This is a genomic window from Kamptonema formosum PCC 6407, from assembly GCF_000332155.1.
In the GTDB taxonomy this organism is placed as follows: Bacteria; Cyanobacteriota; Cyanobacteriia; order Cyanobacteriales; family Microcoleaceae; genus Kamptonema; species Kamptonema formosum.
Map to the genome: position 1 here is coordinate 1,455,661 of NZ_KB235904.1, position 12,614 is coordinate 1,468,274.

Here is a 12,614-nt window from a genome sequence, read left to right on the forward strand (position 1 = left end):
CCCCCTTATTACCCATGACTTGCCAAGCATTGTAAATCCGATTTATTCACAATTTATTGAGTTCATGAAGATAGCATAACATAAATAGCAACTCTCCTTCATAGTTTCTGTGCCGTTCCATACTCTCTTAGAGTTGGGTTGCGATCGAGAGTTGAGAGAGTATAAATATATCGATCGGTTCTAGGTAAGCCTTTTAACTCAGTTGTCCTCGCGCTAGCAGCGACAATTTACCCGAAAAATGGATGATGACCGGATTATATTTCTGTGCTTAGTTTAGAAGCAGCATTGGCTAAAACAAGTCTATATTTATGGCTATTTTACTAGATTTTAATTTCCCCTTAAAATTATTTTAGTTTGAATTGAGGGGCAAAACTACAGTAAATCGAGTTTTTCCTGACCAAGATTCTACTTGAATTTCGCCCTGATGTTTGTCAATGATTTTTTTGACAATATCTAACCCTAAACCGCTGCCTTCCCCAGGGGCTTTAGTAGTGAAGAATGGCTCAAATATTCTCGGCATAATCTCTGGAGGGATACCTTTCCCTGTATCGATGATGCTGACTAATAAGCTTTGCTCCTGTTGCTTGACTTCAATGTGTAAAGTGCCTCGATAATTCATCGCTTGCAAAGCATTATAAAGCAAGTTTGTCCAAACTTGATTCAGTTCATCAGGATAGCACAGTATATATGGCAAATTAGGGTCGTAGCTTCTAACTACTTCAACACCTTGTTTGATTTGGTAGTGGTAAAGAGTTAATACGGTTTCTATTCCCTCAGCGATATTTGCAGATACTTTTTTGCCAGAATTATCATAACGACCGTAACTTTTTAATGCAAATACTATTTTGGCAGCACGTTCTGTGGCAGTCGCAATCGTGCGGGTACTTTTCTGGACTGTGGCAAATTGATAGGCGGCTTGTAAAATAGTTTGACTATCGGCGGCTTTTAACAGAGGTAAAAATGGTTCGATTTCACCGCCGACACCGATATCTGCTAAGGTACAGGCAAGGCTGTCGGCTTCTGCAATTTCTTGCGATTCTAGCTGACGCTGCAAAGATTTTTTGAGCTGGCGTTTTTCTTTACTTGATAAGGTATCTGCTTGCTGGGTTGACTTTTGCAGCAGGGTAAAGAAATACTGTTGGCGTTCTAAGGATAGTTCTTGAAAAAATCTTGGTAAACGTTCTAAATTTTCTGTAAAAAACTCTAATATATTCTGTACAGAGGAGCGAATTGCTGCTAAAGGAGTATTGATTTCATGGGCTACTCCGGCAATTAGTTGTCCTAGAGCTGCCATTTTTTCTGAGTGAATTAACTCTTGTTGTGCTGTTTGCAAATTAGTAAGGACTAGCGCTAATTCTTGGTTGCTTGCTGCCAGTTGTGCCGTGCGTTCTTGCACTCGTTGTTCGAGTTCAGCGTTGAGGCGGCGCACTTCGGCTTCGGCTTCGGTGCGATCGCAAATTTCCTGCTTGAGTTGAGCGTTAGCTTGTCTCAGTTCCAGGGTTTGGTGTTTAATTTGTTCTTCTAAACTTTCATTTAGCTGCCGCAACTTCTCTTCTGCCTGTTGCCGCTGCGTTGCTTCCTGTTGCATTTTCTCATTAACTGTTCTCAACTCTTGGGTTTTTTCTGCGATGGTTTGCTGCAAAATTTCTACAGTAGCATACATTTCGATGGGATCTATTGCATACAACAGGGTAGATTGCGTCACAATTCCTACTAAATATCCATCTGTATCTACTACCACTAACCGCCTAATTTCGTGCTTTTGCATCATCTCATGTGTCTGCCAGAGATTAGTATTGAGTTGTACTGGTAGCAACGGAGAACTCATCAATTTTTCTGCGGGAATTTGGGCAATATCAAGTCCAGTCGCTGTAAATTTAACCAGATCTTTTTCGGTAATAATGCCAATAGGTTTGAGGGGTTTACCATTAGCAATCGCTTCTGAATAACCGCAAGATTGGCAAATAACTACGCAGCTTTTTCTGTTGGTTGCCATCTGCTGAGCAACTTCAAAAACTGAAGCATTTGCAGGGGCAGTAATTACCGCTGTTGTCATAATTTCTCCTACGCGCCCCATTTGCAGCAAGTCAGTGGGTTTGAGAACCTGTCGCAAACTATCGGGGGTGACAACACCAATCGGGTATCCTTGCTCGTCTACGATGGGCAGGTGGCGAATTTTGGAGGAACGGAACAGGGCTAATACTGAGTAGATATCGCCAGCTTCTAGAAAGGCGATCGTAATCAAATTTTGCGTCATTACTTGGGAGATAGCAACTCCTTCTAAAGGGGTTTTACTAGCAGTGAGTTTGACTACATCGCGCTCGGTAAAAATCCCCATTAACTTGTTTTTTTCTACTATCAATGTATAGCTAGCGCGAGAGTAACTCATGGCTGCGATCGCTTCCGTAACAGGAACGCCCGGAGCTATTAGCAATGGATTGCGATCGATTGCTCGCTCTAGTAAACTTTGTGTATCAGAAAGATTTTGTGACATGGGAAAGCCCTAAAAGGTGATCGGGAATGACACAGTAAATATCGTTTTACCAGGCAGGGAGTTAACTTCTATTTTACCAGTATGCCTTTCAATAATTTTTCTGGCAATATCCAATCCCAAGCCGCTGCCTTCTCCAGGTAGTTTTGTGGTAAAAAATGGCTCGAATATTCTTGGTATAATCTCAGGAGATATGCCTTTACCGCTATCGATTATCTTAACTAAGATAGTTCTATTTTGTTGTTTTACTTCTATTGTTAAGGTTCCTTTGTAGTCCATTGCTTGCAGCGCATTGTGAATAAGATTTGTCCAAACTTGATTGAGTTCATCGGGATAGCAGAGAACAGACGGTAAATCGGGTTCGTAGTTCCTGATTACTTCGACTCCCTGTTTAAATTGGTTATGATAAAGAGTTAATACAGTTTCAATTCCCTCCACGATATTAGCTACTACTTTTTTACCAGAATGATCGTAACGAGCATAACTTTTCAAGGCAAATACTATTTTTGCTGCTCTATCTGTGGCTGTTTTAATAGTAGCAGCACTTTTTTGGATGCTAGAAATTTGATATGCTCGCTGTAAAATTATAGCGTTGCTCTGGTCTTGTATACATGGCAAAAAAGGTTGTACATTATCGTAGACTCCGATATCAATTAGGGTGTCAGCAATCGTGTCAGCTTTTTCAATGGTGTGGGCTTGAAGTTCCAGAATTAAAGCTTTTTTTAATTGTCTTTTTTCTTTACTAGATAAGGTCATTTGTTGATGGGTAGAATTTTCCAGCAAGGTAAAGAAATCAGAGTAGCGCTCTGGTGATAGCTGTTGGAAAAATTCGGGTAACTCCGAGAAGTCGCTCGCGAAGAAATCGATAATATTTTCAACGGACGAGCGAATGGCTGCTAGAGGAGTATTAACTTCATGGGCAACTCCGGCAATAAGTTGTCCCAGTGCTGCCATTTTTTCTGATATAATTAATTCTTGTTGTGCGGCTTTGAGATGTTCAATAACTTGGGAAAGTTCTTGGGTACGTTCTTGCACTTCGATTTCTAAATTGCGGTTATATTCTGCTAATAATTTCTCTGCTTGTTTGCGCTGGGTAATATCTGTAAAAGCTGCAAGCGCGTAAGCAATATTTCCCTGTTCGTCATATATAGGAGTTCCCCAAACTTCTATGGGAATAATCTTGTCAGGTTGGTGGATTTCCATATTGTCAATGTTGACACTTTTTCCTTGCAGCGCACATCTAATAGGATCGTATTCTTTGGGGTAAATTTCTTTACTGTCCGCGAGATACATTTGGTAGATTTCTCTTAATTGGTCGGCAGTAGCATCAGCAACTAAACCTTTTGCTAGCAACTGCTCAGCGTGAGAATTCACATAGTAGGGTTGACCCTGATCGTTGACAATAAACACGCCTACAGGCATCGCTTCCAGAAATTGAGCCAGCCGTTGTTCGCTGTCTTGCAATTTCTTAAAATACCTTTGTAATTCCTCTGCCATCCGGTTAAAAGACTGAGCTAGCTCCCCAAATTCATTAGAAGTAACAATATTAACTCTACTGCCAAACTCGCCACCACTAATTCTAGATGCAGCAGCAGCCAGGTATTTTAAGGGAATAGTAATTGACCTAGAAAAAATGATTCCCAAAGCAACTGCTGCCAGCGCAGCTATTAGAGTCGCGCCGCTCATTACTAACACCATTGAGCGCACGGGAGCATAGGCTTCCGATGTGGGGAGTTCTACAGCAACCATCCATTGTACCCGTCGCACTATGGTAGCTGTTCCGACAACTTCTTCGCCGTTTAATCCTTGATAAACAATAGCTGGCTGTATCTCTGGAGATAAGGATAATTTGAATAATTCTCGCACAAATGGACGGTCTTTGAGGTTTTGCAGGTTAAATCTACTAGGGTTGCTGTCTTTTCTGGCGATTAAAACTGAACGGTTGTCTAAAATATAGGCATAGCCAGTTTTTCCAACTTGCGTCCTATCCACAATTTGAGTCAAAAAATTGAGATTAATTTTGGCAAATAAGATGCCAGCAATTTTATTTTGACTATTGCGGATGGGAAGGGCTAAAGTAGCGACAGGTAAATTTATTTCGGAGTCAATTTCCACTGGACTGATATAATTTTGACCCATTCTAAATATTTCTAAAAACATCGGTGAATTACCAGATATTTGAAGTAAAAGTGAACTGGAAAAAGAGATAGGTGCGTAGGGTGACATTGCCTGCACGACTTGACCGCGCTCGTTGAGAATGCCAACTATTTCATAGGCGCTATTGCTATTTGCCAATCCATCTAGAATCCGGCGCTGAGTTTCCGAGTTAAAATCTGTTAAGCCGCGCAGTTCAGAGAGATAGTTAAGCTGGCGCTGCAAGTTGTCTAAATAACCGCTAATTTTGTTAGCTGCTCCCTGCGCTCGCTCTTGCTGAAGTAACCTAGTTTGTTCTGCTTGTTCGCGAAAACTGAGATAGGTTAATGCACTTCCAGCTATTAGTACGCTGGAGACAACGATCGCAACTAAACCATAACGGAGCTGATTAGCGATTGACAGCATTTTATTTTTGTGACTTACTATTTTAGCTTCGTTCATTGAAAGGGGCCCCATTGACTAAATCCCTGCTTCCATACAGCATCCTCTACCCAAATTCGCTTTTTAAGTAGCCCTAAACGAAAAAAGGTTTCAGCAATCCGCTGCTGTTCTTCAATCGCTCGATCTTGAATAGGTATTGCGTCATAGCGGCGGCTTTTAGTTACTATTAAAGCTGTGGCAGGTTTCATCCTTATGCTAGTAGTTAAAATTTGAGCAGCTTGTTCGGGGTAATTAGTTATCCAAATGCCGATCTTATGCGCTTCTTCTATTACAATTTTGATAATCTCCGCACGGTCGTTCGCGAAGGAACGAGTCGCGATATAAAAATTTCTGTCATTCATTAGCCCGTCGGTATTAGTCAGGAGGCGAACGGGCGTATTTTCTTGCAACTCAGCTAAAAATGGATTCCAGCCAGCCCAAACATCGACTTTTCCCTGCTTAAATGCTGCCTGTCCTTGAGGCGGTAGTAAATCTACAAATTCTATATCTTTTAGTGTCAAACCACCTTTACTCAAGGCCTGAATTAAAAGATATTGACCTGCGGATGCCTTTGTTGCTGTTATTTTCTTTCCTTTTAGATCCGCTAGCGTGCGAATGGGCGAATCTTTAGGAACTAAAATACCCATACTTTCAGGCGTTGATGAATCATTAGCAATATAGACAAAATCTACCCCATTAGCTTGAGCAAATATGGGCGGGATAACTCCAGCATAACCCAGATCGATTTTTCCTTCCCCCATTGCTTCTAGGATCTGTCTACCTGCGGAAAATTCAGTCCATTCTACTGAAAAACCCATTGATTCTAAGCGCTTTTCTAGAGTAGCTTGATTTTTGAGATAAACTAGGGTTCCGTGAGGTTGATGACCGATACGAATAACTTTTGTTTGTGAGTGGAAATCTTGGAGTTGAGATGTGTTAAGCGAGTGTGGTAAAATGTAGCTGCCGAGCATTAAACTCAAGCATAAGCCTAGAAGAAATAATACTAGAAAGGTCAATTTCCAATGCTGTTTGATTTTAGTTAAAACAGATAGGAATGAGGAGCGAAGCCGCGAAAAATCCATTTTTTTGTTGATTGGTAATTGTCATGCTTTAATTTAGACAGGAATTACACATTTATTATGTAATATTGCTCAAAAATTTTCCAGCTTGAGGGTCAGGAAATAGGATGGGCGAACTTAAGGGAGTTAATCAATTATTACACCTCAACTGCTTACTGCGTCAATACCTTTCCCGACAAGGCATACAAGATTTTCCCAATAAATTTTCAGCCATTTTACTAACTCCCTAATCTTCCCGGCAACAATCTTGCTTAAATTTTTATAGTAGTAGTAATCTTAACGGACAGCGCTTGTTACTATAAATGATTCAATACCTAAAATCAGTTCTTACTGCCTCAGCCATTGTCTTCGTAAGTTCCGCTCTAGCAAGCAGTCCCGCTATCGGCCAAACTGCTACATTTTTCTGCGGTACTTCCAGTGGCAATCCAGCTACAATTGCTACCCAAGAAGGTAAGAATATTCCTGTTATCTTGTGGGTAGCTGATAACTATTTCTCGGAATCAGGAGAGGATGCTATCACCAGATGTACGCGAGTGTCAGGAATTTTAAATACTTACCGTCAGCAAGGAAACTGGAATAATATTATTACAGCCACTAAATCTCAAAATGGACAGTCGCTTATTTGTGCAGCTAATTCTCAAGATGGTTCCTGTAGATTATTGTATCAAGTTCCCAAAGGTCTAACTCCCGAACAAGCCAGACAAGAACTGATTAAAAGAGTTAATAATCCTAGTTTAAATACACCACCTATCCAGGTAAATTGATTGATTATAGCTAGGGGCTAGGGGCTAGGGACTAGGGACTAGGGACTAGGGAAGAAGGGAATAGAATAAGTGGGTTTCAGTAATTTAGAATGTCCTAACCGCCTTGGCGGTTGCTATAATTGTATCAAACCAATAAAAAAGTCCGCATAGGCGGACTTCGTTTATGTAGTAGCGATTTTAATCGCCCGATTTCTCACGTAACGCCGCCTTCTTGGCAGTTCAATTACTTTCAATCGCCGGAGCTCTCAAAGAAACAAATTTCTCACTCTTAGCTTTCGCCACCAAAGAAGGCACGGAATCTCGCAACCTCGCTGTCAACTGTACAGTAGTTGCGTCATAAACCTGAGTCAAAATCTTCGGATACAAACCAATCCCAATAATGGGAACCAACAGACAGGCAATAATAAACACCTCTCGCGGTTCCGCATCCACTAGAGCTTCGTGTTCCACCAACTCCTTATTCTCAGGCCCATACAAAATTTCGCGCAGCATAGATAGCAGATAAATCGGAGTCAAAATTACCCCAACCGCTGCTAAACAGACCACAATTACTTTAAACGTAGGATTGTAAGCATCACTTGTGGCAAAGCCTACAAACACCATTAATTCTGCTACAAAACCGCTCATTCCCGGCAAGGCTAAAGAGGCCATTGAGCAAGCAGTCCACATCGCAAAAACTTTCTTCATTTTCTTACCCACACCGCCCATTTCATCGAGCATCAGCGTGTGAGTGCGGTCGTAAGTACAACCCACTAAAAAGAACAAACTTGCCCCAATTAAACCGTGCGAAACCATTTGCAGCACCGCACCACTCATGCCCAACTCTGTAAACGAACCTAGACCAATCAATACAAACCCCATGTGGGAAATTGAAGAATAGGCAATCTTGCGTTTTAAGTTACGTTGAGCAAAGGAAGTAAGCGCTGCATAAATGATATTCACCACACCTAAAATTACCAACATCGGCGCAAACACAGCGTGAGCATCTGGCAGCATTCCGGCATTCATCCGAAACAAAGCATAGCCGCCCATTTTCAGCAGAATACCTGCTAGCAACATATGTGCTGGTGCTGTTGCTTCTCCGTGAGCATCAGGGAGCCAAGTATGGAGGGGGAAAATCGGTAACTTTACGCCATAAGCTATGAGGAAACCCCCGTATAACCATAACTGCAAAGTTAAACCGATATCCTTATTTGCAATTGCCCGCATATCAAAGGTGACGGTATCGCCATAAAAGGCCATCGCCAATGCGGCAAGCAAAATAAACAGGGAGCCACCTGCCGTGTAGAGGATAAACTTAGTCGCCGCATAAAGCCGCTTCTTGCCGCCCCAAATTGATAAAATTAGGTAAACTGGTACTAATTCCAGTTCCCAAACTAAGAAAAACAACAGCATATCCTGCACGGCAAAAACTGCAATTTGTCCGCCGTACATTGCCAACATCAAGAAGTAGAAAAGCTTCGGCTTAAAAGTGACCGGCCAAGCAGCTAAAATTGCTAAAGTAGTAATAAAACCAGTTAGCAAAATCAGGGGCATTGACAAGCCATCAGCACCCACAGACCACCTTAAGTCAATTTGCGGAACCCAAGAGTAACTTTCCACCAATTGCAGTCCTGGGTTATTAATGTCATACCCAGTGTAGAAAGCACAGACAATCAGAGCAAAATCAATCAGTCCTACAATCAGAGCATACCACCGTACAGTCTTGCCGTCCTTATCTGGAATGATAGGAATGAACAGCGATGCGAAGATAGGAAACAGGATTACGGTTGTTAGCCAGGGAAAATTAGCTGTATCCATTGTGTTCAGAAGGGGCTAGGGGCTAGGGGCTAGGGGTTAGGGAAGAAGAGAAGAGGGAAGAGGATTTTCCCCTAATTATCCAGTTAACGGTTAACTGTTAACCGTTAACGGTTAACAGTTAACTCATCCCAGAAACAACCACAAAACCCAAAACTGCGACAAACACAATCAGGGCATAAAATTGAGCGCGACCGTTCTCAAAATACTTCAAAGCTTCGCCACTAATTAGCGTCACTAAACCAGTCAAATTGACTAGACCATCGACTACTTTAAAATCGACTTCCATGACTTGCCGAGCTAAACGGCGGCTGCCTTTAACAAATAGGGCATCATTGATATCATCCAAGTACCACTTATTGAGGGAGAACTCGTAAAGTGGCTTGATTTTTTGGGCGATCGCACTGGGATCGATCTTCCGGCTCAAATACATCAGAGAAGCCAAAGTAATGCCGATTAAAGCAATACCTACAGAACTTCCCCCCATAATCAAGAATTCCGTCAAATCGAACTCATGGGCTGTTTCTAGCACTTCTCCGGGAGCATGAACAAACTCCTCAAAGTAATTGGCAAACGGCGTACCCACAAAACCAATCAGCATTGAAGGTATTGCCAATACCATCAAAGGCCCCGCCATAGTTAGCGGTGACTCATGAGGAGAATGGCTGTGTCCGTGTTCGTCGTGAGAATGCTCGTCCTTGGTATGATCCAATTCCTTGACGTGCATGGCACCGGGGCCGAAAGCCATAGCAGGCATCATTGGTTGCAGAAGTTGCTGCTTAATTGCCTGATTATTGCCTCGGAATTCGCCCTCAAAGGTGCTGAAATACATCCGAAACATATAAAAAGCCGTCATGCCGGCCGTAATCCAACCCACAATCCAGAGAGCGGGATTAGCTTCAAAAGCCTTGCTGAGAATCTCATCTTTCGACCAGAAACCGGCAAAAGGCGGAATTCCACAGATGGCTAAATTGCCAATGAAGAAGCATCCAGCCGTAATTGGCATATACTTCCGCAATCCACCCATCATCCTCATATCTTGAGCGAGAACAGGGTTATGGCCGACCACTGCTTCCATGCCGTGAATCACTGAGCCAGAGCACAGGAACAGCATCGCCTTAAAATAAGCGTGGGTCATCAAGTGGAACAGGCCAGCGCTATAAGCGCCAACGCCCATCGCCATCACCATGTAGCCTAATTGGGAAATGGTAGAGTAGGCCAAGCCTTTTTTGATGTCGTTTTGGGTGATAGCGATCGTCGCACCCAGAAACGCCGTGAAGCAACCCGTGTAGGCGATGAGAGTCATCACCGAGGGTACAGCTTCAAATACTGGATACATCCGAGCAATGAGGAAAACGCCGGCTGCTACCATCGTTGCGGCGTGGATCAGAGCAGAGATCGGCGTTGGGCCTTCCATTGCATCTGGAAGCCAAACGTGCAGGGGGAATTGAGCCGACTTTGCGGCGGGGCCTAAAAATACGAGGATGCCGAAGATAGTAGCGAGAGCAACGCTCAAGGTACCGGATTCGATCAGACTGTGGAGGCGATCGCCCATTACCTCAAAATCAAAACTACCAGTTGCCCAGTAAAGTCCTAGTATGCCCAAAAGTAGACCGAAGTCACCGACGCGGTTAACCACAAAAGCTTTTTGGCAAGCATCCGCCGCTGCTTTGCGATCGTACCAAAAACCCACCAGCAGGTACGAACACATACCCACCAGTTCCCAAAAAATATAAATCTGAACTATGTTCGGGCTGACTACCAGACCCAACATCGACGAGCTAAATATGCTCAGGTAAGCGTAAAAGCGCACGTAACCGTCATCGTGAGCCATATAGCCGTCGGTGTAGATCATCACCAACAAGGCAACTGTCGTCACGATCGCCAGCATCACCGCCGTCAAATGGTCGATGGTGTAGCCCATAGTCAGTTTGAAGTCACCAGCCGCAGCCCACTCAATGACGCGGGTATAGGGCGCATGACCATTAATTTGACTCCAAAGCAATGCAAAAGAGAGCACCATCGCCACTCCCAACAGGGAGATGATAAACACAGCATTGATTTGTCTGAGTTTATTGGTGGCTCCATTAAAGGAAATCAGCCCTAAGCCGACTAGCATTGCGCCTGCCAGTGGCAGGACTGGAATCAGCCACGCATACTGATAAAGCTGTTCCATGACTGATACTTACTTTCTACTTTGTAATGAGGTTGCCGTAACTGTAAACAATTGTGACACACGACAGCCAGAGCTGAGCATAAATACTTCCTTAAACTGTGACCTATGCAACTAACAAGACGAAGGAAGAAGGAAGAAAGAAGAACGATTTTGTTATAGGAGTATCGAGTTATAGGGTGTGTCAGACCTAGATTCGAGCGAAAAGTGAGGAGTTCTGCTACTGACGCACTCTACTAATTGTGCCAGTTGCGTAAGTCCTGTAGCAATTACCAAGGCAATCAAGACAGATAAGTAACGCCGCCCTCGCTGGCAATGACATACCGCAAGCGAGGGCGGTGTTAAGAAAAAATAGAAACAGCGCGTTAGCCTTGACCTAACCTGCCGTCGGCCTAGCTTGTCATCGCGATCGCCTTAAACCTATGCCCCGCGAACCGCTGACTGTGGTTGCAGGATTTGACTTTGAGGACTGGGTTGATAACTCTGCATGAAAGCATCGAGAGTCCGCCGCAAATCCTCTCGCCCTTGGAATTGTTCAAAACGAAACAGCACTTTACCTCTGTCAAATAGGATCAGTGTGGGTAAAGTGCTGAGTTTATAAGTGCTTGCCAATTTCAAACTAGAGTCAGCATTAATTCCGACTAGCTTCACCTGGCCAGCCCAGTCAGCTTCAAATTGCTTCAGTAGGGGGTCAATCAGGCGACAAACTCCGCACCAGGGAGCCCAAAAATGGACTAGCACGGGAGTGTTTGATTCAAAAACTTCTTGTGTAAATGTCCGCTCGCTAACCGACAACAGCATGATCCCTCGTAATTTATTAACTTTTAATATTCTGGGATCATGCTACCAGGCTAAGCTACCTGTCGCACCAATTAATAAAGGATGAATTTTCCACAAAATTAAGGTGAAAATAGCTACCCCCAAGTAAGCAGGGCGCAAAAACTCCCAAATGTCAAGGGTTTGACGATTTTGAAGTATAGCCAAAAACGGAATTACTGAAGTGCGAGATGTTAAGGCTTCAAAAGATTCGCCATAACGGGCCCGCATCCGCCTGTCGCCATGCCACACTGCAAACAGATGGTGCAGCACTAACCCGATAGAGGTAAGGAGGGTGAAGCTAGTGCCAATCCAGAGCGTGTGGGCGATACACCAAATCACCTGACCCACCATTTGGGGATGTCTGGTAATACGAATAATGCCAGTTTCATAGAGGTGGACTTGGGGCTTTTGGATCGCTGCAATTTCTAGTAGGTTGAAAGTAGCGGGGTAAAGGAATAAGAACGAAATCGCCGAAAGCGTCCAAACTAAAGGTTTAACTGCGGGTACACCTTGTAACTGCCAGAGTTGCAAACCGTCGTAGCGATGGTTGAAGAAGTAAATAATCAGCACTGTCGCTAGAGGGATGCTAACTAAGGCAAATAAAACCCGGTAGAGTCTGGGGCCGATGAGTTTTTCTCCTTTGGGGCGCAAAGCAGCTAAGCCACTGTGGGCGATCGCAAAACCCAGTAACAGCCCCAGCATTATCAAATGGCTGGGAGTTAGCCAGTCGTGTGTCATTGTTGTCACTATTAAAGAAACTTATTGATTCTTGGCTCTCGTTGTGTCAGAAAGTATCTAAAAGAGCGGTTGTGGGGAATGGGGTATGCAGTATGGCGGTTGGATCGTCAGAATGCTCTGAAATTTCCAGTGTACGGGTATTCGCTACCCGTAGGCTGACCCAACAGACGTTCTGCTCA

Annotated in this window: 8 protein-coding genes; 1 reads left to right on the top strand and 7 read right to left on the bottom strand. The window is 43.6% G+C overall.

Translation table 11 applies throughout. The features are described 5' to 3' along the window. Nucleotides 1-349 precede the first annotated feature (349 nt). The 3 genes from OSCIL6407_RS38165 to OSCIL6407_RS0123330 are packed head-to-tail and all read right to left on the bottom strand — an operon-like array spanning nucleotide 350 to nucleotide 6,147. Nucleotides 350-2,494, bottom strand: a complete 2,145-nt coding sequence (locus tag OSCIL6407_RS38165) for a CBS domain-containing protein (RefSeq protein WP_007354466.1) — start codon at nucleotides 2,492-2,494, stop codon at nucleotides 350-352. Between the two features lie 9 nt (nucleotides 2,495-2,503). Beyond that, the gene (locus OSCIL6407_RS0123325; protein WP_456077494.1) at nucleotides 2,504-5,050 is read right to left on the bottom strand and encodes a cache domain-containing protein; all 2,547 of its coding nucleotides are present in this window, start codon (nucleotides 5,048-5,050) and stop codon (nucleotides 2,504-2,506) included. Nucleotides 5,051-5,082: 32 nt separating this feature from the next. Continuing rightward, complete coding sequence (locus tag OSCIL6407_RS0123330) at nucleotides 5,083-6,147, bottom strand: sulfonate ABC transporter substrate-binding protein (protein ID WP_019487736.1); 1,065 nt, start codon at nucleotides 6,145-6,147, stop codon at nucleotides 5,083-5,085. A 299-nt stretch (nucleotides 6,148-6,446) separates the two neighbouring features. On the opposite strand from OSCIL6407_RS0123330, the gene OSCIL6407_RS0123340 reads away from it, so the two are divergent. Further along, complete coding sequence (locus OSCIL6407_RS0123340) at nucleotides 6,447-6,908, top strand: COP23 domain-containing protein (RefSeq protein WP_007354463.1); 462 nt, start codon at nucleotides 6,447-6,449, stop codon at nucleotides 6,906-6,908. 219 nt (nucleotides 6,909-7,127) lie between these two features. Here OSCIL6407_RS0123340 and OSCIL6407_RS0123345 read toward each other — a convergent pair whose 3' ends face one another. The 4 genes from OSCIL6407_RS0123345 to OSCIL6407_RS0123360 all read right to left on the bottom strand — a co-directional run bounded on the left by OSCIL6407_RS0123345 (nucleotide 7,128) and on the right by OSCIL6407_RS0123360 (nucleotide 12,435). Further along, a complete protein-coding gene (locus tag OSCIL6407_RS0123345) occupies nucleotides 7,128-8,708 on the bottom strand; it encodes an NAD(P)H-quinone oxidoreductase subunit 4 (protein ID WP_007354462.1) in 1,581 nt (526 codons plus the stop codon). Nucleotides 8,709-8,826: 118 nt separating this feature from the next. Further along, entirely contained in the window at nucleotides 8,827-10,881 is a 2,055-nt protein-coding gene (locus tag OSCIL6407_RS0123350) for an NAD(P)H-quinone oxidoreductase subunit 5 (RefSeq protein ID WP_007354461.1), read from the bottom strand. Between the two features lie 417 nt (nucleotides 10,882-11,298). Further along, complete coding sequence (locus OSCIL6407_RS0123355) at nucleotides 11,299-11,679, bottom strand: thioredoxin family protein (protein ID WP_007354460.1); 381 nt, start codon at nucleotides 11,677-11,679, stop codon at nucleotides 11,299-11,301. Between the two features lie 42 nt (nucleotides 11,680-11,721). Further along, on the bottom strand, nucleotides 11,722-12,435 hold the full coding sequence (locus OSCIL6407_RS0123360; protein WP_007354459.1) for an NnrU family protein: 714 nt from the start codon (nucleotides 12,433-12,435) through the stop codon (nucleotides 11,722-11,724). Nucleotides 12,436-12,614: the final 179 nt, after the last annotated feature.